This window comes from Sphingomonas sp. CFBP9019, assembly GCF_034045155.1.
Lineage (GTDB): Bacteria > Pseudomonadota > Alphaproteobacteria > Sphingomonadales > Sphingomonadaceae > Sphingomonas > Sphingomonas aerolata.
The window spans coordinates 853,164-876,948 of record NZ_JAXCWK010000001.1; the positions used below are offsets into that span (position 1 = coordinate 853,164).

Sequence of the window (23,785 nt, forward strand, 5' to 3'; positions counted from 1 at the left end):
CCTAGAACCGGAAGCTCGCGCGCACGCCGTATCGGCGGCGGTCGCCCTGGATGGCGAGGTTCGACGCCAGCGGCGCAAGCCCGGCCCGCACCAACGCCGATTTGTCGATATAGCTTTCGATGAATTTGGTATTGAACAGGTTGGTGCCGAACGCGGTTACCGTCAGGCCACTGGAGAAGCGGAAGCCGAGCGAGGCGTTGGTGATAGCATAGGCCGATAGTCTTGGCGCGACATCGGGGTCGAGCGACGACCCGATCCGGCTGCCCTTCCCGAAGATCCCCGCGTCCAGCAACACCGCGTTATCGCCGACCGGGACGGTGTAGGTGGTGTTGAAGTTGAAGTTGTAGTCGGGCGTGAAGATCACACGGTCGCTCGATACATGGACGCCGGTGGTCGCGAAATACTGGCTGTCGTCGGTGATGCGGGCATGGAGATAGGAGGCGCCAGCGTCGATCCGCCAATGATCGGTAAGGCGGAGGTGCGCTTCCAGTTCGGCGCCGTAACTCTTGACGGTGCCGGTGTTCAGGTTGATCGCGACGAAGCCGCCCGTGGCACTCGGCGCCAGCGAGTTCTGACCGATGAAGTCCTTGTAGTCGTTGTAGAATATGTCCGCGTTGATCGTCAGGCGGCGGTCGAATGCATCGAACTTCGTGCCCAGCTCATAGGTCCAGACATTATCGCCCTTGTACGTCGCGTCCTGCGGGCGCGTACCCGGACCGTTCTGGCCACCGCCGCGGATTCCCTTGGCCACCGAGGCATAACTCATCACCGCCGGCGTCCAATGCTGGGTCAGCGTGACGCGGGGTTGGAACTGGTCCTTCTTATAGACCGGCGCGGTATAGGGCGTCACGCCGTTGACTTGGCTCGCGACCAGCTTCTGATGATCGTAGCGGCCACCGACCGCTAGATCGAGCGTGCCCACTTTCAGGAAAGCGGTCGCGAAGATCGCGCGCGTGTCGTTGCGGACATAGGTCGACGAGGGCGTGGTCGAGGCGGGCAGCGGAAAGGCCGGGCCCAGCAGCGCGCGGAAATCGATCGTCGTCAGCTGATCACTCACCTGCGTGTAACGGTTGCCATACAGCCCGATGAGCGTCGAAAACGCATCGCTCCACTGCGTATCGAAGCGCAATTCGGCCGTCTTGGTCTTCAAGGTCGAACCACCGCGGGTACGGAGCAGGTCGACCGCACCGAAATCGCCGTCATTGACCCCGAAGAGGTTCTTCTGGTTGTACGCCCCGATTGCGGTGATCTTGGTCTTGAGCGATGCGACGTCGAACTCGCCTTTCACGTTCGCGCCGTAATAATCGATCACCGCCCGGTTCAGCACGTTGGTTGCGCCATCGAGCCGGTAATCGGTCGGCCCGGCGACATGGATGTACGACGTGCTACCGCCTGCGGCCCGGTCGTAATTGCCGTTGACGGTGAACACCGCCCAGTCGGCGGGCGTGAAGCGGAGCGTGCCACCGACGCTCTGCTGCTTCAGCGGGTTCATGTCGCCGATCGTCAGCGTGTTGCGCATGAAGCCGTCCTGCTCGTGATAGGACGCGCCGATCCGGAACTGGAGCAGGTCGCGGACGATCGGCCCGCTGACCGACCCCGAGACCGAGGCGTAGTTGTCCGTACCGGCGATCGCGGCGTCGAACCGCCCCTCCCACTCATTACCCGGCTGGCGTGTGATGACGTTGATCGCGCCGCCCAGCGTGTTGTTGCCGAACAGCGTCCCCTGCGGCCCGCGCAAAACCTCGATCCGCGCGACGTCGACGATCGGAGAGTTCAGGTATGATGTGTTCGGCTGATAGACGCCGTCAATGAAAATGCCGACGCCGGGCTGCACCGTGTCGATCAGCGTCGTACCGATACCGCGGATCGACACGAATGCGCGGCCGACGCTGTCGGAATTGATGTTGAGGCCCGGCGTGTAGGACGCGATGTCCTTCACCGTATTGACCTGCAATTCCTTCAGTCGGTCGCCGGAGATCGCCGTCACCGCGATCGGCACATCCTTCAACGATTCCTGGCGCTGACGTGCGGTGACGATGATGTCGTCGGAGCGTGCGGGAGGTGTCGCCTTTGCCTGATCGGCGGCGTCTTGCGCGGATACCGGCGTGGTGACGAGCGCGGCGACGGCGCATCCTCCGGCGAGCAATGTCTTGAAGCGCATTGGATCCTCATCCCCTCAGAGCGCCGATCCATCGCCGGCTACTTCTAGGCTCCAAGCTATCTGATAGCTGACCTGTCTGAAAGGTTATCGACTGTGCCGCCCGGCTCGCGGGCTTCGCCGATCGGTACGCTACCAGCAGCTATAGCCGCCATCGGCGAGCACGATGCTGCCGGTCATCAGACTGGCCGCGTCCGAGGCAAGGAAGGCGACGATCGCCGCGACTTCTTCAGGTTCCCCCAAGCGCCCCTGCGGCGTACCGTCGATCTAACGCTTGTACATCTCCCCCTCGCGGTCCGCGAAGCTGTTGAGGACGGTGTTGATATAGGTCGGCGCGACGGCGTTCACGCGCACACCTCGCGGCGCCCATTCGGCCGCGAGGCTCTTGGTGAGCTGATGCACCGCGGCTTTGGATGCGTTGTAATAGCTTTGCGGTTGCGGCCGGTTGACGATGAAGCCGCTCATCGAACCGACATTAACGATCGCGCCCTTCCCTGCCGCCAGCATGTGCCGTCCGAAGGCGCGTGCGCACCAAAAGGTGCCGTTGAGATTGACGTCGAGCACATTCAGCCAATGCTCGTCGGCGACGTCCTCCGCGGCGGTTTCGCTCCGCGCGATGCCGGCATTGTTGACGAGAATGTCGATCGCCCCGAGCCGATCGGCCAGGGCGGTGACCTGTGCAGCGTTCGTCACGTCCATCACATCGCCGTCGACCGCGTAGCCCTTGTCCGCAAGCGCAGCCCGCCCCGCCGCGATCGCCACCGCGTCGCGGTCGGCTAACGTCACGTGTGCGCCCATTTCGGCTAACGCCTCGGCACAGGCGAGACCGATTCCCGCCGCGCCACCCGTCACGACAGCACGGCGGCCGGTCAGCTTTAGTCGTTCGAGATACATGACCCGTCCTTTACGGCAGATAGGGTGCGGCGGGCATGACGGGCTCATGCCGCGCCTCCTGCCGAACCAGGGAATAGACCTGCCGAGTCTTGGTATCGAATTCGGCCCAAGGCAGGCTGCCATCCGTTGCGAACCGGATCCACAGCGCGTGAATCCGGTTGGCGAGGTCTTGCGGTGGGTTGGGTCCGCACAAGCCCTGCTCGCCGGTTGCGGTCGCCAGCGTGTCAAACACGAACGGCAACTCCATCCCGTGCGACGCACCGAGTTGGCCGCCGAACATCGGCGAACGCCAGTCGAACTCGTACATGTGCGTGCGCCCTTGGTGCGCCTCAGCAAACCTGCGTGCGGGCCAGCGAAAGACGAGGTCGTTCATCGCGTCGGTCAGCGCTTGGCCGGACTTCCTGCCCTTCGCCCCGATACCATATGCCTTCAATACCTTGCGGGCATGCGGTTGCGACTTGTGGAGGACATAGGTGGCCAGCAACCGCCCGATCTTGTCCCGCACGCCGGTCGGGACGAGGTACAGGTTCATCTCTTCCGCGTTGGTGCCGATCAGCAGGTCGACTTGCGCGCCCGCACCGTTCGCTAGCGCATCGAGCGGACGCTGCGGCAGCACGTCGTCGCCGTGGACGGGCACGAAGCGGCTGATTCCGAACACCGGTTCGTGCCCGCCCTCGTCGCGCAGATCGATCCGTGCGGTCGGCGCGGATACCGCCTCTACCGCGTCGATCAGCGCATCGTACGGTACGCTGCCAAAACCACTGACGTCGGGAGTGATTTTCAGGATCTTCGCCAGCTTCTTCACCAGACGCTGCATCACCGGCACCGAGCGCGTCATCCCGCCATGGCCGCTCTGAACGATCGCGCGCCGGAACAACCCCCTTGAGAGCGGGGATGCCATCAGGTCGGCGATCGCCATCGCGCCGGCGGATTCGCCGAACACCGTGACGTTGCCCGGATCGCCGCCGAACTGGGTTATGCCGTCCTGTACCCACGTCAACGCCGCGATCATGTCGCGCAGGCCAAGGTTCGTCGGCACGCCCGGGATCGGCAGGAAGCCGTCCACCCCCATCCGATAGTTGATCGCGACGCAGATCACGCCGTCGCGCGCGAAGGTGCCGCCGTCCTGCACGGGCGCATCCTTGCTACCGATCACGAAGCCGCCGCCGTGGATGAACACCATCACCGGCAAACCGGTCCGGTCGTCATCGGGGCGCCAGATATTCGCCGTCAGATATTCATCGCCCGACACCCAGCCTTTGCCGATCAGCGGTACGATATCGAGGCCGGGAAATGCCCTGGTCCGCTGCGGCGCGTTGGGTCCGGCCACCGTCGCGTCGCGCACCCCGGACCACGGCGTGACCGGTTGTGGCGGCGCGAACCGGTTCGCACCCACCGGCGCCGCGGCGTAAGGCACGCCGAGGAACCGCAGAACACCGCCCGCAGCGTTTCCCTGCACGATACCGTCGGCGGTCGAGACCATAGGTTCGCTCACGATATTCTCTCCTTCGGATCCGCAGCAGCGGTCGGAGGCAAAGGTAGCAGCCGCGGGACGCCCGTCTCGAACTCAGGCTATGCCAATCGTTGTTTTGATCGTGCCGTACGGCGGGCCAGCAGCCGCCCGCATTACCAGGCCCCCGTTCCGGTCGCGCCCTGCCGGTATTCGGCGATGCGCCGTCGGGTCGCCGAGGACGTAGTCTCAGGAAGGTCGTCCACCGGGAACCAGTCAGCCTGTTCGATCTCTTGCAGATCAGCACGACCCAGGGTTCCGCTTGCTGCCGTTCGCACGATAAAGATCACGATATGGTCGTCCTTGCTCTCTCGGCGACTGTGATAGACGCCCAGCACCCGCTCGATCACCGGGTCGGCAATCGCCACTTCCTCGGCAAGCTCCCGCACAAGCGCGGCGGCGATACTTTCGCCCTTTTTCACGCCGCCGCCCGGAAGATACCATTGATCGACATAGGTATGCCGCACCAACGCGACCCTCTCGTCCAGATCCAGCAACACAGCGCGGACACCGATCGTGCGCGGCCGGCTGATCCGCCAGACCAGCCTTGCTACCCTGCCGACCATCCGATGATATATCCCCACGCGCTCGTTTCCCTGCCTGTAGTCGACGCTTCGCGGTGATACCCTAGAACAGGGCCGTACGCTCCAAATGCCTTCGGTGCGCATAGTCATGCAGCGGTCTTGCACAGTAATTGGTTTCGTCGCCTGCCCCGAATGCGCGCAGACTGCGACAGCTCTCCTGATATCCGGATCACGGGGACGACGCGTCGGGAATACGTCTGCTCGCCGTGCTTGCCATCCCGGACATCGGGGAGGGGTCAAGACGTGGGAGAGTGATGGTGAATCAGGGTGCGCAACTGTTTGCGATCAAGACGCGGGCACGGCCATGAGGCAGCTTCACCGGGCGAACAATGTTGCTGACCTGCGCCTCATGGCACGCAAACGGCTGCCACGACCGATCTTCGACTATATCGACGGTGGCGCCGACGACGAAGTGTCGCTGCGCCGAAACGTCACCGCATTTTCAAACTACGAGCTGGTGCCGGACATACTGAACGACGTCTCTGCAGTCCGGACCGGCACGACGCTGTTCGGACAACCATCGCGCTGGCCACTGATGCTGGCGCCGACGGGGCTCACCCGGATGTTCCACGGCCATGCCGAACTGGCCGTCGCTAGGGCTGCTGCGCGTCACGGCATAGTGTACAGTCTGTCGACGATGGGAACGACGCGGCTGGAAGACCTTGCCCAGGCATTTGCCGGACCGAAGGTTTTCCAGATCTATATCTTCAAGGACCGCGGTCTGACCGCAGAGTTCGTCGCGCGTTGCCGGGATGCAGGCTTTCACGGGCTGGCGCTGACCGTCGACACGCCGGTCGCCGGCAACCGCGAGCGAGACAGACGTAGCGGACTGTCCCTGCCGCCCAAGCTGACGCTGAAGTCGTTACTGAGTTTCGCGCGGCATCCGTCATGGTCGCTGCCCGCGCTGACAGGGTCCAAGTTCGATCTTGCGAACGTGAGCCACAGGATCGACGCGCTCGCGTCGGGGCCGATGAGCCTGTTCGATTATATCGGCGGCCAGTTCGATCGGTCGGTCGGTTGGCGCGACGTCGAATGGCTCGCACGCGAGTGGAACGGGCCGCTCGCGATCAAGGGCGTGATGACACTCGAGGACGCGCGACGTTCGATCGCGTCGGGCGCGACCGGCGTGATGGTATCGAACCACGGCGGACGCCAGCTCGATGGAGCGCCCGCCCCGATCGACCAGATCGCAGCGGTACGCGACGCGGTTGGCGGTGGGCCGGACGTCATCTGCGACGGCGGCATCCGACGCGGCTCGGACGTGGCGAAGGCGTTGGCGCTCGGGGCAACCGCCTGTTCGATCGGGCGCCCCTATCTGTACGGCCTCGCAGCCGGCGGAGAAGCAGGCGTCGATCGCGCTCTGACGTTGTTGACAGAAGAGTTCGAGCGCACGTTGACGCTCGCCGGTGTGAGCGATGCAGCAGCCCTGTCACGTGGCCATGTTCGGACTCGGGAGAACCGGCGTGATATGGCGTAGCTCTCGGCTTGAATGAGAGCGCCATGTTCGCTTGCGCTACTGCGCAGGCTTAACGATGCGTGTGTATCCGACGCCTGCCGCCTTGGCCGGATCTGATCTGTTTCTGCATAACTATACTCAAGAAACCAGCCTAACGCCTTGATCTAACCAACCAAAATTCGGGCTCTTGCTCCAATTTGCTCCAAAATCAGATTCGCCTCCAAGACCGGCCGTTCCGACGGCTTTCAGCGTCTCGCAACTCCGGACGCTCGTTCATATCCGTCACACGACTACGCGATAATCTCGGCTTTAGGTCTTTCCTGCCGTTCCTCCTCGGCTGGCGGGAGCATTGACAAGGTGAATGTCGATCGATCCTAGGTGCCGATAGACGATTCGGGGGACCATCCATGAAGACGATTTTTGCGACCTGCACCGCCACGCTGGCGTTGCTCGCCGGCCCCGCGATTGCACAGACCAAGGCGCCAGCGGCGACCCGGTACGAGATCGCTTTCCCCAACGCGGTCCATCATGAGGCACAGGTGACCGTCACCTGGCGCGACCTCGGACCGGCCCCCTTGCGCGTCCAGATGTCGCGCTCCTCGCCCGGCCGCTACGCGATCCACGAATTCGCCAAGAACGTCTATTCGCTCGCCGCCAAGGATGGCCGCGGTCGCGCGCTTGCGATGACGCGGACCGACCCCTATGGCTGGACGATTCCCGGGCACGACGGGACGGTAAGCGTCACCTACACGCTGTTCGGCGATCACGGAGACGGCACATATGCGCAGATCGACGCAACCCACGCGCATCTCAATATGCCCGCGACCTTTTTGTGGGCGGTCGGGCAGGACGCGCGCCCGATCAGCGTCCGGTTCGTGCCCTTCGACGCCAAGTGGAAGGTCGCGACCCAGCTCCAGCCGACGGGCGACCCCTACACGTTTGCCGCGCCCAACTTCCAATATTTCATGGACAGCCCAACCGAGCTGTCCAATTTCGATTTGCGCGAATGGCAGGTCGGAGAGGGATCGACGCGCGCCACGATCCGGCTCGCGGTCCATCACGACGGCTCGCCCGCCGACCTCGATCGCTTCGCCGCGACCGCCAAAAAGGTCGTCGCGCAGCACATAGCGATGTGGGGCGAACACCCCGCCTACGACTTCGGCACCTACACCTTCATCGCCGACTATGTGCCGCAGATCAGCGGCGACGGCATGGAGCATCGCAACTCGACGATCATATCGCAGCCGCGTTCGTTCACCGCGGCGAATTTTGCGCAGATCGACACACTCAGCCACGAATTCTTCCACAGCTGGAACGTCGAGCGCATCCGCCCTGCCGAGCTCGAACCGTTCGACTTCACCCGCGCCAACCCGACCCCGTCGCTCTGGCTTGCGGAAGGGTTCACCCAATATTACGGGCCGCTGATAATCCGCCGAGCGGGCGAATCCGCGGTCGACGCGTACCTGCGCGGGGTCGGCTCTACCGTCAACGCGCTAACCACTGGCACCGCCCGCCGTTACGGCGGTCCGCAGGAAATGAGCCTGCGGGCGCCGTTCGTCGATGCGGCAAAGTCGATCGACGCGACGAACCCCAACATCTTCGTGTCTTATTACACCTATGGCGCCGGCCTCGCGCTCGCCCTCGACCTGACATTGCGCCAGCGTTACCCGGGCATCACGCTCGACACGTTTATGCGCCACCTGTGGCAGACCTTCGGCAAGCCCGAGCGCCCCTATACCCGCGCCGACCTGTCGCGCGCGCTGGGCGAGGTTACCAAGGATCCCGCCTTCGCGGACGCCTTCTTCAGGACCTCGGTCGATGCCGAGGCGCTCCCCGACTATGCCCCCCTGCTCGACCAGGCGGGTCTGAAGCTCCGTCCCGCCAACCCGACCGCCGCGTGGCTCGGCAACGTCCGCCTCAAGACTACCGGCAACGACGTTCGCATCGACGGCGCGCCCGCCCCCGATACTCCGCTCTACCGCGCCGGCCTCGACAACGGCGACCAGATCGTCAGCCTAGGCGGGACGGTGATCACCAGCGATGCTGACGCGGCAGCGGCGCTTGGCCGTTACAAACCCGGCCAGACCGCCGACATCACCTACCGCCAACGCGGCCTCGACCGCCGCGCCACGCTGACGTTCCTCGCCGACCCCACCGTTGAGGTGGTCCGCTACGAAACCGCAGGGGTTAAACCAACCGCCCAACAACTCGCGTTTCGCGCCGCGTGGCTCGGGCCGGATGTGGTGGCCAACTAGGCAGGGTCGACACTCAGCGTTTCAAATGCGCTGAAGGCTGGCCCTTGGATGTCCAAGGGATCGGCAGCGCATGACGACGGAGGAGAAAACTGTTGGGCTACTTAGAGGCCACGACGACCCGTTGCGGACGTTCGCGGGCTCGTTTCGGCTTCTCAACTTCGGCCGCTCGTTCATATCGCAAAAGCCCGATCCGAGCGGCTTGGTTGGGGACATTCCCGCCGATTGCAGTGATAACCCGAACGACAGCTCTATGCAGAAGCCGACGTTCAGGCGCAGTCTTCGTTGGAAACGATGCCGCTGATCAAATCATCAAGGCGGTTCAGCCGCGCGTTCCATTCCTGACGGTGATAGTCGATCCAATCCTGCAACGGCGCGAGCCCGGCAGGATCGAATTGACAGGTGCGCACCCGTCCAAGCTTGGTCGAGCGGGCGAGCTTGGCTTCCTCAAGCACGGCAAGGTGCTGGCCTATTGCCGTCTTGCTGATCGCCAGTACCGCAGCGAGTTCCGAAACGCTCGCGGGCCGCTCCGCAAGATGACTCACCATGCGACGGCGATTGGCGTCACCGAGCGCATGAAACAGAAGGTCGACCCTCGACGAGCGGACAGACTCTACGGCAGGCTGCATCATGCGGGCTGCAGTTCCGAAGCCATCGTGTCGAGCAGGAAGTCCCACCCCATCCGGCGCATTGCCGGGCCGTCGGCGCCTTCGAAATAGACCGCCTGGTGCGTCAGCAAGACCTCGCTCTTGTCGTCGAGCGGCGAAATTTCCACGGTGACCACGGCAGCAGACACGCGGGCCTGATCGACGTCGAGCGTTTGGAAGAACACGATCCGCGCGTTATCGACGATCTCAGCATAGGTTGAGGTCCAGCACAGCTCCCTTCCCGCGATCGGAGTGCCTGGCAGCATCCTGGCGGTGAGCTTCTCCTCACCGCCCGGACGAAAGTCGAAGCTATAGGAGAGCGGCTCGTGTCCGGGACTGGCGGCGTACCACCTGCTCTTGCGGTCCTGAAAAGCGAAGGCGCCAAAAATCGCGGGCGGAGCGGCATCGCAGGTTTTGCGGATTTCGAAGGTATCGTGTGTGATGGTCATCGACTTGCTCCTCAGTGAAGCTTTGACTTCACTAAATTTCAGGAGCTCTTTGGTCAAGTCTGTACTTCACTATTGCGCCCGCGACTGTTGGATCGGCGATGGCCACGGGAGGACCGAGGCGTCACCGGCACCGATGGTTGTCACGCACCGTTCAGGCGGGCAGGCCTTTTTCGCGATCACGATCGCTGTCGATGCGCGATTATAGCGGTCGAGCCACCCAGCGGCGCGCGATCAACTCAGGTCGTGGAGGTCCTTGCCCAACGGGGCTGTAATGCTCAGGTCCGAGAAATGCACTTCCAGTCCGGCACGTTCCGGCGTGCAGGCCATCGGTCCAACCTGATAGGCGGGGGCGATCGGAAAGGGTGCCAGTCTGACCAAAGGCCACGTCTTGCCGTCCGCTGAGACCTGTAACCGCAGGACGCCCTTGGCGACCGTCGCGCGCATCCAGAAATCCTGCGCGTCATGCTCATAGGGGCCGGTCGCCCAGTCGGACTTGCCATCGGTCAGCACGCTGCTCATCATGGCGCGCCCGTCGGACAATTCAATCCCCGCCTTGACCCAGCGCCGTTCGTCGACCCGCACCATGATGCCGGCCTGATCGTAGAGTTTCTGATACTGGCCGCGAATGCGCAGTTGGGCGGTGAACGCGGCAGGCGCGGTGAAGCCGAGGAAATGACCGCTGTCACGGGTGAAGCCGTAATGCGTCTCGCGCCAGAAATCGCTGCCCTTGTCGGTGACGAGCGTCAGGTCTCCGCCGGGTGCGGCCTTCCAGGCCTTGGGCGCATTCAGCCAGCGACCGTCACGGCGCCCAAGCGCCGAGATTGCCGAGCCCTGCGCGGTCGCGACGCCGGCATTTCCCGCGATCGCAAGCGCTGCGGCACCACCGATTACCGCTCGCCTGCTCACCCGATCCTCCGTCATAGCCGCTGCCTTCCAATCACCCTCAATATTATGTACATATGTACACATGCCGAGATCGAGGTAAAGAGGCGATGACCCAAGAGTCCCGGCGCAACGATCCGACACGGCGGCAGCGCATCGTCGATGCGACGCTAGGAGTCATTGCCGATCTTGGAACCGCGGCAACGACTCATCGCCGCATCGCCGAGGCGGCGCAGGTGCCGCTCGGCTCGGTCACCTATTATTTTGCGACGCTGGAGGACCTGCTCGCGGCCGCCTTCCTGCAACTGGCGGCGGAATCCTCTGCGGCGTTCCGCGCGCGCCTGGAGTCCGCGACGGACCGCGCAGAGGCGTGTACGGCAGTCATCGACATCATCGCGAACCAGGTCTGGGCGGAACCGCGCACGTTGTTGTTGAGCTACGAACTCTACGCCTTCGCGGCCCGGCACCCACCGGTCAGCGCGGTCATGCAACATTGGATGGACAGCAGCCGAGGCGCCCTGGGCCGCTTCTTCGACCCGCTAACGGCGCGCGCGCTTGACGCGCTGATCGAGGGTATCGGCATCCACAATTCGATCGACCGCGCCCCCCTAGAGCGCGATGCGATCAGGACCATCGTCGAGCGGATTGCCGGGTGTTAGCCGGTCCGATCCATCAGGGCACCCCAGCGCAAATGGCGCGACGGTCAGGGTCAAGCCGATGCATGAGGTATCACTGCCGCATGACCGCATTCGGTGCCCCTTTCACGCGCGCGCCGCTCCGGGCTAATGCGCGGTGCGCAGGAGATTATTCATGAAAACAGCACCGGTCGCCCTTCTCTACCAAGCGCTTCCACCACCGCTGATCGACGGACTGCGAAAGGACGCGAAGCCGGGCGGATATTCAGATGGCGGCGCCGACATTGCTTTCGCCTTGCGGACGGCTGGGGTGGATGTTGTCACACCCGCCTCCGCGCCAGACCCTTCAAAGGCACTCGACTGGGTATTCCCGGACACGGCCGAGGGCATCCGTAGCGCAGGCGCGGCCGGCGCATCGGTCCTGTGGGCGAACACGGTCTTGTTCGAAGGACATCCGCTCGAGACGGCGATGGTCGACTTCGACATCGTCGGGCAGCTTCCTGCGGCGATGCAGGCGTTCGACGACAAGTTCGAGACCAACCACCTTCTTGCCAAGGCTGGCCTGCCGGTAGCACGATCGTTTCTGCTGTCCGGCACGGCGAAGGAGAATGTCTGCGCACTGGCCGATGTCGAGGACGCGTGCACTACCCGCGGCATGTCCTTTCCGATGATCGTCAAGCCGGTGCGCGGCCGTGGTAGTCAGGGCGTAACCCTGGTGGAGAGCCTCGGTGCCCTGCGCGATGCCGCGACTGCGTTGATCGCAGCCGCCACCTTCGGCGACATGCTGATGGTGGAAGAATTTCTCGATGGTGACGAGATGACCGTCACCCTCATGCCGCCCGCGTCCCCGCGCCCGGATGGTTCGCGCGCACCGACGCACTGGGCCCTGCCGCCCGTGTACCGCTTCGATCAGCGCGGCGGAGTAGCCCCTTATAATGGCGACGTTCCGGTCACCGCCAACAGCATCGCAATCAGCCCCGGGCGGCTGCGCGATCCCGCGATCGTGGCGATGATCGACAGTTGCGTCTCGGCAGCCGCGCTGGTCGACGCGCGGCAATCGATCCGGATCGATTGCCGCGCCGATCGTCATGGTCTGTTCAAATTGTTCGACCTCAACATGAAGCCCAACATGACGGGGCCGGGCCGCCCGGGCCGCGAAGATCAGGATTGCCTCTCGGCGATCGCCGCCCGTGCCGACGGTTGGAGCTACGTCGATCTCTTGCAGGCGATGCTTGCTGCCAAATGGAGGTTCGAGCCGCCAGGGGAGCTTAGCTGAGAACATCAGCTACGGGGCGGAAGTACCGGCCCATGCTTCCGGCCAGACCCACAAGCGGTCGTCCAAAGCGTTCGTTCCACCTCCCGACTTCCGACATTCGTTCATCTCGATCCGACGTGATCGGATCGCTCAATCGTCGAACCAGCCCGTATCGCCCCCGATCGGCATGCCCGGCGGAATGGTCGGCACCGCGCGCCGCTTGTCGAGTTCGCGCGTCAGTCGGTCCTCGTCGGTCAGGAGCAGCGCGACGTGGCGGCTCCAGGCGCCATCCTCGTCGCTGCCGGCCTTGGCCAGTCGCGTCGCGATCCCGCGCAGCCGATCGCCAAGCAGCGCCGCGACGTCGGGCGACGTCGCATCGTCGCGCGCCGTGGCGGCCAGCGTCATGATCGTGCGATAGGCGATCCGGCGGCCGACCGCGTCGCGCCGTGCCGCGACCGTGGCGGCGATCAGCCGGTCGAGCAGCGCGTCGACGCCGGGCATTCCCGGGTCGCGACGATGCTGTTCGTACACCCGCGCCAGCCGCGCCGGCGCCAGCAGCGAGTCCAGCGTCACCTGCGCGGCGACATCGGCCGCGACCAGCGGGTCGAACGCGGCGGCGCCGGCATTGCGGAACACCTCCTGATCGAACTGCACGTCGCTGCGGCCGTTCATCGGCGACGACAGCGGCATCACCAGCGTCGCGGGCACGGTCAGCACATCCGGCGAAAGCGTCGCCAGCAAGGCGGCGATCGCCGCGTCCTGCGTGGCGGCGGCAACCGGCGCGGCGGCCGGATGATTGTCGCCCGCGACCGCATAGGCATAGTCGATGCCGCCGACCAGCTTGCCCACCGCATCGATATCATAGCGATGCAGCAGCCATACCGGCACGAACTTGCGCCGCAGATCGGACAGAGCCTCGCCACTGCGCAACACGCCGGGCCCGAACTGCGCAATCGCGATGCGGCGCACCGCCATCATGTGGTTGAGCGAGGCGACCGGATCGGGGCCGTCATCCCACATGCTGCCCCAGGGGCTCGGCGTATCGGACGCGCGGCCGTCGATGTCGGTGATGAAGCGGACGCCCTTCGCCTGGATCGCGAGCGCCTTGGCCCGCGCGGCCACGTCCGGATCGGTACCGGGCGCGGCATCGGCATACAGCCAGTCGACGGTGAAGTCGTCCCACACCCCCCCGCCCTTCGCATAGGCGTCCGACAGGTCGATCCGGCCATCGGTCAGCTTGATGCGTGGTCCGGGATAATCCATCACCGTCGTCCGGTCCTGCGTGCTGCCCGCGAAATTGTGCATGAAGCCGATCGCATGACCGACCTCATGCGCGCCGAGCTGGCGGATTCTGTCGAGCGACGCCCTGACCGGATCATTGCCGCTGCCGCTGTTGGTCTGCGCGGCGCCGACCAGCCCCTCGAAGATCGCCATGTCCTGCCGCACGCGCAGCGCGCCGATCACGACATTGCCCTTGATGATCTCGCCGGTCCGCGGATCGACGATGCCGCCGCCATAGGACCAGCCGCGCGTCAGCCGGTTCGACCAGTTGACCATGCTGTACCGCACGTCGAGCGGATCGGCGCCGGCGGGCAGGATCTCCGCACGGAACGCGTCGATCAGCCCGGCCTTGTCGAACGCGGTCGCCCAGTAATTGACCCCTTCCAGCAATGCGGTGCGGATCGGCTCGGGCGCGGCGCGGTCGATGTAGAAGATGATCGGCTTCTTGACGCGGGAGCGGGCGGCGGCCGGATCGACCTTTTCCAGCCGGAAGCGGTTGGCGAACTGCTGGACGACATCCTCGCCCAGCGGCGTCCCATAGTCGTAATATTGATTGCCCCCCGCCGCCGACCGGATGTCGAACTTGCGCGAGACGAAGCCGGGCGCAGGCAGCCGGACGAAGCTGTGGTGGACGGTGAAGCCGATCTGCCGTGGCTCCGCCGCGATCCGCTCCACCTCGCGGCCCGGCGTGTCGGTCTGATAGGTCTGGAGCGCATCGACCTCGATATTGTCGGGGAAGACCTTGACCGAGCCGGCATCCGCGACGCTGAGCGCATCGACCAGGCGGAACCCCTTGCCCGCCGCCGATCCGCCGCCCGCGCCGGCCATCGCCCAGCTCGCGTTCAGCGACTCGGCGATCCCCACCGTGTCGCGCGTCAGGAACGGGGCGATGTCGACCGTCACGCCGCCATCGGCTTCGGTCGCGACGATGTCGAGCATCGCCATGATGCTCGTCGGAAAGCTGGTGCGCCCGCCCGTCGCGACGCCGGCATCACCGGTCGCGCGAAACTGGTGGTTTTCGAACGTCACCGCGACCTTCTTGCCGATCCGCCGGAACGCGACGATGTGTTCGGGCCCCAGCATCCCGCGGTCGAGCCGCAGATTGGCCGAGCCGATACCCGTCCGGAGCGAGGTCGCGTAGAGGAACCGTCCCGACGCTCCGTCCGCATCGGCGGCGGGCAGCGTGACGAGGATACGTCCCTCGGCCGGCAACGCCCTGACCGGCAGCAGCGCCGCCTGCGTCGCCGCCCGCGCGACCTGCTGCGCTGCAACGGGTCCGCCCCCGCTCGCTGCGGCCACCAGCCCGACCGTCGTACCCCAGATGATCCCGCGCATCGCCTCGTCCCCCAATTGCTGCCATGCAGCAAACTAGCATGATCCAGGTTGCGGTATCCGGTGATATTGCGCATTTTCGAAGCTTGGGTGACGTAATTCGGCAATAATCGGGGTAAATGATGCACGAAACCGAAAACAATCTTGTCGATCCTACCGATTACCGGCTTCTGCGCGAACTGATCCGCGATGGCCGCGCATCCGACGTGATGCTGGGCGAGCGCATCCATCTCTCGAGCACCGCGACCGCTCGGCGTCGCAAGATCCTGGAGGAAAACGGCGTCGTCGCGGGCTACACCGCGAAGCTCGACATGGCGAAGCTGGGGTTCAGCATTACCGCGATGGTCTCGATCGAGCTCAGTTCGCAGGCCGAACATGTGCTGAACGAATTCGAATCCGCGGTGATCCTGTGTCCGTCGATGTCGTTCTGCAGCTTCGTGTCGGGCGAGGTCGACTTCATCATGATCGTCCATGTCCGGTCGTTCGAGGATTACGACCGTGTCTATCGCCGCGAACTGTCGATGCTGCCGCATGTCGCCCGGATCCGCAGCAGCTTCCTGATGCGCGAGGTCGCGCAGCGCTCGGTCGCGCCGGCGGCGGTCAACGATCAAAGGTGACGTTCAACGCGCCGAAATCACAACTTAATAATATCCGGCACGCCGCAAAACATCAATGATTGCTCAAAACGTCGCCGATTCCGCAAAAGTAACATAGATTTCATCTCCATATTGCGAGGAAGCGGCAGGCGGCATCTGATAGTCTCCGGGTCGGAACAGGACCGGGATACCCGGCCATCGAGTCCAACAGGCAGGAACCAGCGAAAACATAAACGAGGGGATATCTGGACGGCACCCGATCACCTGAAGGGGGCTCTCCATGACTGTTCTGTATGGCGCCGACGCCGGCGCCTTCTCGATGCGCGCCCGGCCGACCAAGCGTTTGAAATCGGCCAGCCTCGTCAGCGTGGGCGTGCTGGCGCTGTGTCTCGCCACGCAGACTGCGTCCGCCCGGACGGTTGCGGGCCCGCCCGATACGGCGCTCCAGACCGAACGTGGCCCGGCCAAATCCTCCCCGACGGATCAGGAGACGACGAACGTCCCGGGCGGCAAGCCCGAACTCGCGACCGATCCCGTCACCGGCGACGTCGTGCCCGGGGACGACACGATCGTCGTCACGGGATCGCGGATCGAACGCGACGGCTATAGCGCCCCCACCCCCGTCAGCGTCATCACCGCCAAGGAACTCAAGGCGGAAGCGCCCGCCAACATCTCCGATTTCGTCAATACGCTGCCCGCCGTGCGCGGCAGCGGCACCTCGGCCAGCAGCAACGGCTCTCTCAGCAACGGTGCCGCCGGCATCAACTCGGTCAACCTGCGCAACCTCGGCGCGAACCGCACGCTGGTGCTCTTCGACGGCCAGCGCTCGGTCGCCTCGACCACCACCGGCCAGGTCGACGTCAACACCTTTCCCCAGGCGCTGATCGAGCGGGTCGAGGTCGTGACCGGCGGCGCCTCGTCCGCTTATGGCTCGGACGCGGTGTCGGGTGTCATCAACTTCATCCTCGACCGCGACTATACCGGTTTCAAGATGGAGTATGAGCACGGCGTCTCCACCTATGGCGACGCGCCGAACCACAAGGTGACGGCGACCGGCGGCAAGGCGTTCGCGGAAGGGCGCGGCCATCTGATCGTGTCGGGCGAGCATTTCTCGCAAAAGGGCATCCAGACGATCGACCGCGACTGGAACGACAGCGGCTATTTTCTGGCGAACAACCCCGCCTATTCCGCGGCACGGTGCACCGACGCCGCGTCGCTGAACACGCCCTGCGTCAATGAATTCCTGATCGCATCGGGGATCGGCACGGGCCAGTTCACGCCGGGCGGCCTCGTCAGCACCGGCCCGTTGCGCGGCACCTATTTCGGCTCGGTTGATCCCGCGACTGGCAAGGCGAGCGTCAACCAGCTGAACTTCGGCGCCACCAGCGGCCAGTGGATGGTCGGCGGCGACACCGACATCACCACCGCCGGCCATCGCAGCAGCGCGACGTTGCAGCCCGAGGAAAAGCGCAGCAGCGTGTTCGGCCGGCTGAGCTACGAGGTCTCGCCGCTGGTCGAACTCTACGGCCAGTTCTCGTACAGCAACTATCGCGGCCAGAGCTATTATCAGCAGACGCCGACCACCGGCGTGACGATCCAGCGCGACAACGCCTATCTGCCCGATGCGACGCGCGCGGCGATGGCGGCGAACAACCTCAGCTCGATCCAGATCGGCACCAGCAACATCTTCCTGCCGCCGCAGGGCAGCGACAACGAGCGGCAGGTATTCCGCTACGTCGCCGGCGCCGACGGGGCCTTCTCGACCGGCACGATCGACTGGAAATGGGGCGGCTATTACCAGCTGGGCAAGACGAAGACGAACGAGCGTTTGACCAACGCCTGGAATGTCTCGCGGATGGCGGCGGCGACCGACGCGGTCGTTGCCGTAGCGGGCAACAGCGGCGGATACGCTCCCGGCACAATCGTGTGCCGGATCAACGTCGATGCGAATGCGGGCAATAACGACCCGTCCTGCGCGCCGCTCAACCGGCTCGGCACCAACGGCGCCTCGCCCGAAGCGATCGCCTATGTCCTCTACAATGGCCGCCAGCCGCTGCGGAAACAGGAATTGAAGCAGGAAGTCGCGGCGATCAACTTTTCGACCAACAGCCTGGTCGACCTGTGGGCAGGCCCGATCTCGGTGGCGTTCGGCGCGGAGTCCCGCAAGGAATCGGTCACCGGATCGGTCGACCAGCTCTACCAGCCAAACGTCGCCAACGGCGTCACCACCGGCACCTGGATCTACGGCAACTACCTTCCGACCAAGGGCCGGTACACCGTCAAGGAAGCCTATCTCGAATCGGTCGTCCCGATCTTCAAGGGCATGGATTTCAACGGCGCGTTCCGCTTCACCGACTATTCGACCTCGGGCACCGTCGAGACGTGGAAGACCGGCCTGACCTGGCAGGTCATCCCGGACATCAAGCTGCGCGGCACGATCTCGCGCGATATCCGTGCGCCCAATCTCAGCGAGCTGTTCGCGCCCGGCACGGGTCGCACCAACACCGTCAACGTGCCGCAGGTCAACGGCAGCATCGCGGCCAACCAGTTCAACGAATCCACCGTCGGCAATCCGGACCTGCGCCCCGAAATCGCCAAGACCTATGGCGCAGGCGTGGTGCTGACGCCGACCTTCCTGCCGGGCTTTGCCGCCTCGGTGGATTATTACGACATCAAGCTCGACGGGGCGATCGACTCGCTGCTCGCGCAGACGATCGTCGACCAATGCTATCAGCAGGGCATTGCCGATGCGTGCTCGTTCATCTCCACGACCGGGGGGCGCGGCGCGACCGCTCTGGGGCTGCCGGTGACGAGCATCGAGGTGAAGCCGACCAACTTCGTCAGCGTGAAGACGCGCGGCTTCGATATCGAGTCGAGCTATCGTCGGCAGGTCGGTCCCGGCACGATGACGCTGCGCGCGCTGGCCAGCTACGCGTTCGAGATGACCAGCAATAACGGCGTGACCGCGACCACCGATCTGGCCGGCCAGAATACCGGTGGCCTGCCCGACTGGACCTATCGTTTTACCGCCGGCTATGATCTCGATTCCGGGTTCAGCGTCCAGGGCATCGCCCGCGGCGTCAGCGGCGGGGTCTACAACAACAACTACGTCGTCTGCTCCACCGACTGCCCGCTCTCGACCGCCGATTACCGCACGGTCAACATGAACCGGATCGACGGCCAGTTCTTCTACGACGTCAACGCAAGCTACGCGTTCGAGACCGGCGGCGCGAAGGCACAGGTCTTCCTGTCGATCCGCAACGTGCTGAACAGCGATCCGGTGCTCGTCGCCAACGGGCCGACCGGCAACAACACCCCCGCCTATCCGCAGACGAACCGCGCGCTCTACGACGTGCTCGGGCGCGTGTTCCGGATGGGCGTGCGGATCGGCCTCTGAGGGCAGGCGCCCTCTCCCACCCCTACGACATCACCGTTCAGGAGATAAAGACATGGCCGATACCCGCCCAATGCTCGCCGCGCTGATCGCCGCCGGCCTGTGCAGCACCGCCGCTGCCGCCGAACCCGCCCCGATCCAGGCGTCCACCGCCGCAACAGGCATCGATCGCGACGCCTTGAAGAAACAGGCGGTCACCGATGTCGAGGCGCATGCCAAGCTGATCCAGCAGATGGTCGATTCCCTCTTCAGCTTCGCCGAACCGGGCTTCCAGGAATTCCAGACGATGGACTATCTGACCGGCATCCTGAAGAAGGAAGGCTTCACCATCACCCGGGGCGTCGCGGGCATCCCGACCGCCTGGACCGCGACCTGGGGCACCGGCGGACCGCTGGTCGCGCTCGGCAGCGACGTCGACGGACTGCTCGGCCTGTCGCAATATCCCGGCTCGCCGACGCTCAAGCCGATGATTGCGGGCGCACCGGGCCATGGCGAAGGGCATAATTCGGGCATGCCGATGATGATCGCCGCCGCGATCGCGGCAAAGGACGTGATGGTGAAGAACAGGATCCCCGGCCGGCTGATGCTGTGGCCCGGGGTCGCCGAGGAACTGCTCGCGACCAAGGCGTGGTATGTCCGCGAAGGCCTGTTCAAGGGCGTGGACATGTCGATCTTCGCGCATGTTAGCAGCGATTTCAGCACCGGCTGGGGCAATAGCGGCAACAACGCGCTGGTGTCTGCCGAATATACCTTCCACGGCAAGACCGCGCACGCGGCGGGGATGCCGTGGGAGGGGCGCAGTGCACTCGACGGGGTCGAGGTGATGGACGTCGCCTGGAACATGCGCCGCGAGCACCTGCCCGTCACGCAGCGCTCGCACTACGTCATCACCAATGGCGGCGGGCAGCCCAACATCGTCCCCGACCTCGCCAGCGTCTGGTATTATTTCCGCGACCTGGATTTCGGCAGCGTCCGCGATCTCTACACGACGGGCAACGAGATCGCCGATGCGGCCGCCAGGGCGACCGGCACCACCGTCGAACACAAGCTGCTCGGCTATGCCGCGCCCAATTACGGCAACAAGCCGCTGGCGGAAGCCGCCTATGCCAATATCAGCGCGGTCGGCATGCCGAGCTGGAGCGCCGACGACCAGGCCTTCGCCAGGACGGTGCAGCAGACCAACAAGCGAACCGTCAAGCCGCTGCCCACCACGGTCGCCGAACTGTCGACGCCGGCCAACCGCGAACGCTCGCTCGGCGGCGGATCGGACGATATCGGCGACATCATGTGGACCGTGCCGACGATCACCGTGCGCTATCCCTCCAACATCCCCAGCATGATCGGCCACAACGTGCTGTCGGCGATCGCGATGGCCACGCCGATCGCGCACAAGGGCGCGGTGGCGGGCGCCAAGGCGGTGTCGATGACCGTGCTCGACATCATGACGACGCCGCAGCTCGTGACCGACGCCAAGGCGTTCCAGCAGACCGTGCAGTTCAAGGACCAGAAATACGACCCGGTCGTCACCGCCAACGATCCGCCGGCCATTCACTTGAACACGGAAATTATGGAACGGATGCGGCCGGCGATGAAGAAGTTCTACTACGATCCGGCCAAACACCCGACCTATCTCGATCAGCTCGGCATCAAATATCCGGCGCTGGCAGCGTCGACGCCGACGTCCGACTGACGACCGTTACCAGGCTCGGGGCGATGGTGACGGCGCAAGCTGCTCTGTCACCATCGTCTTCCCAATGAGCAGACACTGCCGGGCGATGTTGGCCGCCACGTATTCTACCAGATCCTCGCCGCGACAAATGCATGCCTTGCCACGTCGATCGCACGCGTGGCCAAGTTGCCCGACGACACAGCCTGAAGGGACGGAGAGGCGTCGGCGGGAATCCTGCCGGACGGACGGGTCCAGACGCCTGCCGAGGGGCGATTTCGTCGTCTTACCTTACGGGGCCGTTCTCGGCGGCGTGCGCCTCCTCGCGAGAGCTTCCAGATGACCCATAACCGGTCATTCAAAGCGCCCGTCCCCATTCCCAATTTTGGCCATTCGTTCATCGCCGCGCCAGAGCTCTGCGCCCCTATTTCATCGTGGCCGCGCCGTCGTCAAGGCCGGTTGACGAACCGCCAGCCGAGCGTCGTGTCCTTCAAATTTCAACTGTCAGAATCGAGCTCGGCAATGATCTTGCCCGCTTCGGCGAAGGCGGTATTTGCCGCGGGGACGCCCGCATAGATGGCCGATTGCATCAGCACTTCCTTGAGTTCCTCACGGGTGAAGCCGTCACGCATCAATCCGGTGCGAACGTGAAGCGCGAACTCCTCCCAACGACCGAGTGCTATGGTGATCGCGAGCACGATGAACCTACGGCTCCGGTCATCGAGGCCCGGCCGGCCCCAAATTTCATTCCAGGCGATCCGGGTGATCATCGCCTGGAAATCGGCGGTGAAGTCAGTCCGCCCGGCCAGCGACGCGTCGACCCACGCATCGCCGAGTACCCGGCGCCGGTTGAGCAGCCCCGCCTCGAACAATGTGTTTGCGGCACCGTGGGTATCGGCCGGTTTCAGGAAATCGCGAAGCGTTACTGCAAGCACAGCGGGTGTCTCAATTGGTGCGAGATGTGCGGCGTCGAGATGCACCACCCTTGCGTCGGGAACCGCTGCCACGATGCGTTCGCCATGCCCCGCAAACGGCGTCGAGATATCACGATCGCCCGCGACGACGAGCGTCGGCATATCGATCGCCGGCAACCGCTCGATCAGCGCCATATCGCGGATCGCCGCACCGCAACCCGCATAGCCGGCATCGGCCATCGCGATCAGCCCCTGCCGCACGCTTTCGGCCGCGCCACCGTGCATCGCCACGAAGCGCGGCGACAGGAACCGGCCCATGGCCATATCGGCTATTGCTGCCGTACCCTCTGCGCGTACGAGCTCAATCCGGTCACGCCATGCGCCAGCGTCCATCGTCGCCGACGTGCAGACGAGCGCGAGCGCGGTAATTCGCGTCGGGTACGCCAGTGCCAGTTCCATTGCGATCATTCCGCCGAGCGACACGCCGGCAACGGCCGCGGTCTGTACCCCCGCAGCGTCCATCACTGCGACGACATCGTCGGCCAGCATCGCGAGGCTGTAGTCACCATCAGGTGCGTCTGATGCGCCGTGCCCGCGCGTGTCGATCCGCAGGAGCCGGAAGGCGGGCAGCAGATGCGGGACGCTGGTCTCCCACAACGCCATGTCCGTGCCGATCGAATTAAGCAGGACGAGCACGGGCAGGTCGGAGGCTCCGTCGAGCTTCCAGTAAAGGCGCGCGTCGTCACGGATCGCGAATGGCATGAAGTTATCCTTCGTCTCTGGCGACAAGCGCGCGGACAATGGCCCCGCTTTCGCCGATATCGGTACCGATATCGGCATCGCACAGGTTGCGCGCGATCGCGTCTTCGTCGATCTCCAAACCTTCGGCGACGCTAGCCATTGCATCGGCCGCACCGGCCGCGAGCAGGAACAGGTCCGCGAGTACCGGTCCCTCCGCCTGCCAGCCGCCAAGCCCGCGCTCTTCCTCCTGCGGCAGTCCGACAAGTAGGGTCGCGGCCAAACCCGGTACACGGAGCGCTGCCGACAGCGCGATCTGGCAACCGGTCGGATTGCGCTTGTGCGCCATGGCCGATGATCCACCGCGACCTGCAACGGCCGGTTCACGCGCCTCCCCAACAGTGTTTTGCGACAAGAGCGCTATGTCGCGCGCCATCTTGCCGATTGCGCCAGTCGCTATGGCCAAGCTCGTGCCGATGGCGGCAATGCCGATGCGGCGCGCATGCCATGGCTCGCTGACAGCCAGGCCGAGATCGCTGGCCATGATCGATGCAATGGCCAGACCCGCGCCATCGAGCCCCGCCCGCGCACCCGCAGCGCCTCCAAGCTGAATTCGCGCATGGTCCTCGACGTCGCGCCGCAGCCGCTGAGCAGCATCGGCGACGCTGGCCGCCCAGTGCGCGATCCGCAGACCGAACGCGACGGGTAACGCATCCTGCAACAACGTGCGGCCGACCGCCGGTGTCTCAGCGTGACGCAGGGCCAAACGACCAAGCGCATCGACGATGCGGTCGAGGTCCAGGAGTACCAGGTCGGTCGCTCTCCGCGTCTGCATCATCAATACGGTATCGGCGACATCCTGGCTGGTCGCACCCTTATGGACCGCTTTCCTGGCATCACCATCCAATGCGCCACGTAAGCGCGTGACGAGGGGTATCGCCAACGTGCCAGCCAGCGCCGCTTCCTCGGCCAATGTCGCAGAATTGATCGGCACCGTCATGCAGGCGTCGACAATTGCCACCGCCAGCTCGTCCGAGATCACTCCTTCCGCCGCCTGCGCTTTCGCCAAAGCGCCTTCGAATGCGAGTGCGTGAGCGATGGTGGCGTCGTCGTCGAAGACGGCCAGCATCGCAGGGGTCGTT

The 23,785-nt window shown here is 64.7% G+C and carries 16 protein-coding genes and 1 pseudogene; 7 read left to right on the forward strand and 10 right to left on the reverse strand.

Features of this window, described 5'->3' with window-relative positions; all coding sequences use genetic code 11:
- Position 1: 1 nt before the first annotated feature.
- The 4 genes and pseudogenes from SOM18_RS03630 to SOM18_RS03645 form a co-directional block, all read right to left on the reverse strand.
- Positions 2–2,161: a TonB-dependent receptor gene (locus SOM18_RS03630; RefSeq protein ID WP_031441444.1), complete on the reverse strand. Its 2,160-nt coding sequence runs from the start codon at positions 2,159–2,161 to the stop codon at positions 2–4.
- Positions 2,162–2,290: 129 nt separating this feature from the next.
- Positions 2,291–3,175 (reverse strand): annotated as a pseudogene (locus SOM18_RS03635) (SDR family NAD(P)-dependent oxidoreductase).
- Entirely contained in the window at positions 3,063–4,547 is a 1,485-nt protein-coding gene (locus SOM18_RS03640; RefSeq protein WP_320481296.1) for a carboxylesterase/lipase family protein, read from the reverse strand. Before SOM18_RS03640 ends, SOM18_RS03635 begins: the two are co-directional and overlap by 113 nt.
- A gap of 131 nt (positions 4,548–4,678) precedes the next feature.
- Positions 4,679–5,128: an NUDIX domain-containing protein gene (locus SOM18_RS03645; RefSeq protein ID WP_031441447.1), complete on the reverse strand. Its 450-nt coding sequence runs from the start codon at positions 5,126–5,128 to the stop codon at positions 4,679–4,681.
- A 322-nt stretch (positions 5,129–5,450) separates the two neighbouring features.
- Between SOM18_RS03645 and SOM18_RS03650 the strand changes: the two genes are divergently transcribed.
- Positions 5,451–6,623, forward strand: coding sequence for an alpha-hydroxy acid oxidase (locus SOM18_RS03650; protein WP_031441448.1), 1,173 nt, complete (start codon positions 5,451–5,453; stop codon positions 6,621–6,623).
- Between the two features lie 386 nt (positions 6,624–7,009).
- Entirely contained in the window at positions 7,010–8,857 is a 1,848-nt protein-coding gene (locus tag SOM18_RS03655; RefSeq protein WP_031441449.1) for a M61 family metallopeptidase, read from the forward strand.
- A 266-nt stretch (positions 8,858–9,123) separates the two neighbouring features.
- Here SOM18_RS03655 and SOM18_RS03660 read toward each other — a convergent pair whose 3' ends face one another.
- The 3 genes from SOM18_RS03660 to SOM18_RS03670 all read right to left on the reverse strand — a co-directional run bounded on the left by SOM18_RS03660 (position 9,124) and on the right by SOM18_RS03670 (position 10,856).
- A complete protein-coding gene (locus SOM18_RS03660) occupies positions 9,124–9,486 on the reverse strand; it encodes an ArsR/SmtB family transcription factor (protein ID WP_200874055.1) in 363 nt (120 codons plus the stop codon).
- Positions 9,483–9,950, reverse strand: a complete 468-nt coding sequence (locus SOM18_RS03665; protein WP_152555530.1) for an SRPBCC domain-containing protein — start codon at positions 9,948–9,950, stop codon at positions 9,483–9,485. Before SOM18_RS03665 ends, SOM18_RS03660 begins: the two co-directional genes overlap by 4 nt.
- Positions 9,951–10,181: 231 nt before the next feature.
- Positions 10,182–10,856, reverse strand: coding sequence for a DUF1349 domain-containing protein (locus tag SOM18_RS03670; protein ID WP_197975291.1), 675 nt, complete (start codon positions 10,854–10,856; stop codon positions 10,182–10,184).
- Between the two features lie 53 nt (positions 10,857–10,909).
- On the opposite strand from SOM18_RS03670, the gene SOM18_RS03675 reads away from it, so the two are divergent.
- Entirely contained in the window at positions 10,910–11,491 is a 582-nt protein-coding gene (locus SOM18_RS03675) for a TetR/AcrR family transcriptional regulator (RefSeq protein WP_235188425.1), read from the forward strand.
- A 151-nt stretch (positions 11,492–11,642) separates the two neighbouring features.
- The gene (locus SOM18_RS03680; RefSeq protein WP_031441454.1) at positions 11,643–12,743 is read left to right on the forward strand and encodes a biotin carboxylase; all 1,101 of its coding nucleotides are present in this window, start codon (positions 11,643–11,645) and stop codon (positions 12,741–12,743) included.
- 129 nt (positions 12,744–12,872) lie between these two features.
- Here the strand turns inward: SOM18_RS03680 and SOM18_RS03685 are convergent, their stop codons facing one another.
- On the reverse strand, positions 12,873–15,338 hold the full coding sequence (locus SOM18_RS03685; protein WP_052380981.1) for a zinc-dependent metalloprotease: 2,466 nt from the start codon (positions 15,336–15,338) through the stop codon (positions 12,873–12,875).
- 119 nt (positions 15,339–15,457) lie between these two features.
- Between SOM18_RS03685 and SOM18_RS03690 the strand changes: the two genes are divergently transcribed.
- From SOM18_RS03690 to SOM18_RS03700, 3 genes are all read left to right on the forward strand, one after another.
- Positions 15,458–15,952, forward strand: a complete 495-nt coding sequence (locus SOM18_RS03690; protein ID WP_031441456.1) for an Lrp/AsnC family transcriptional regulator — start codon at positions 15,458–15,460, stop codon at positions 15,950–15,952.
- 259 nt (positions 15,953–16,211) lie between these two features.
- Entirely contained in the window at positions 16,212–19,328 is a 3,117-nt protein-coding gene (locus SOM18_RS03695) for a TonB-dependent receptor plug domain-containing protein (RefSeq protein WP_320481297.1), read from the forward strand.
- A 52-nt stretch (positions 19,329–19,380) separates the two neighbouring features.
- Positions 19,381–21,015 carry an amidohydrolase gene (locus SOM18_RS03700; RefSeq protein ID WP_031441458.1) on the forward strand — a complete coding sequence of 545 codons (1,635 nt, stop codon included), beginning with the start codon at positions 19,381–19,383 and terminating at the stop codon, positions 21,013–21,015.
- Between the two features lie 473 nt (positions 21,016–21,488).
- Here the strand turns inward: SOM18_RS03700 and pcaD are convergent, their stop codons facing one another.
- Together pcaD and SOM18_RS03710 are read right to left on the reverse strand one after the other, a co-directional pair.
- Positions 21,489–22,667 (reverse strand): 3-oxoadipate enol-lactonase, encoded by a 1,179-nt coding sequence (pcaD, locus tag SOM18_RS03705; RefSeq protein WP_031441459.1) that lies wholly within the window; start codon positions 22,665–22,667, stop codon positions 21,489–21,491.
- A 4-nt stretch (positions 22,668–22,671) separates the two neighbouring features.
- The gene (locus SOM18_RS03710) at positions 22,672–23,772 is read right to left on the reverse strand and encodes a lyase family protein (RefSeq protein WP_235188427.1); all 1,101 of its coding nucleotides are present in this window, start codon (positions 23,770–23,772) and stop codon (positions 22,672–22,674) included.
- Positions 23,773–23,785 lie beyond the last annotated feature (13 nt).

Excerpts from the sequence above, each read along its gene's own strand:
- SOM18_RS03700 (WP_031441458.1), top strand. The coding sequence starts at position 19,381 with ATGGCCGATACCCGCCCAATGCTCGCCGCGCTGATCGCCGCCGGCCTG.
- SOM18_RS03655 (WP_031441449.1), top strand. The coding sequence starts at position 7,010 with ATGAAGACGATTTTTGCGACCTGCACCGCCACGCTGGCGTTGCTCGCC.
- SOM18_RS03690 (WP_031441456.1), top strand. The coding sequence starts at position 15,458 with ATGCACGAAACCGAAAACAATCTTGTCGATCCTACCGATTACCGGCTT.
- SOM18_RS03650 (WP_031441448.1), top strand. The coding sequence starts at position 5,451 with ATGAGGCAGCTTCACCGGGCGAACAATGTTGCTGACCTGCGCCTCATG.
- SOM18_RS03695 (WP_320481297.1), top strand. The coding sequence starts at position 16,212 with ATGACTGTTCTGTATGGCGCCGACGCCGGCGCCTTCTCGATGCGCGCC.
- SOM18_RS03660 (WP_200874055.1), bottom strand. The coding sequence starts at position 9,486 with ATGATGCAGCCTGCCGTAGAGTCTGTCCGCTCGTCGAGGGTCGACCTT.
- SOM18_RS03645 (WP_031441447.1), bottom strand. The coding sequence starts at position 5,128 with ATGGTCGGCAGGGTAGCAAGGCTGGTCTGGCGGATCAGCCGGCCGCGC.
- SOM18_RS03680 (WP_031441454.1), top strand. The coding sequence starts at position 11,643 with ATGAAAACAGCACCGGTCGCCCTTCTCTACCAAGCGCTTCCACCACCG.
- SOM18_RS03675 (WP_235188425.1), top strand. The coding sequence starts at position 10,910 with ATGTACACATGCCGAGATCGAGGTAAAGAGGCGATGACCCAAGAGTCC.
- pcaD (WP_031441459.1), bottom strand. The coding sequence starts at position 22,667 with ATGCCATTCGCGATCCGTGACGACGCGCGCCTTTACTGGAAGCTCGAC.
- SOM18_RS03630 (WP_031441444.1), bottom strand. The coding sequence starts at position 2,161 with ATGCGCTTCAAGACATTGCTCGCCGGAGGATGCGCCGTCGCCGCGCTC.
- SOM18_RS03710 (WP_235188427.1), bottom strand. The coding sequence starts at position 23,772 with ATGCTGGCCGTCTTCGACGACGACGCCACCATCGCTCACGCACTCGCA.
- SOM18_RS03685 (WP_052380981.1), bottom strand. The coding sequence starts at position 15,338 with ATGCGCGGGATCATCTGGGGTACGACGGTCGGGCTGGTGGCCGCAGCG.
- SOM18_RS03665 (WP_152555530.1), bottom strand. The coding sequence starts at position 9,950 with ATGACCATCACACACGATACCTTCGAAATCCGCAAAACCTGCGATGCC.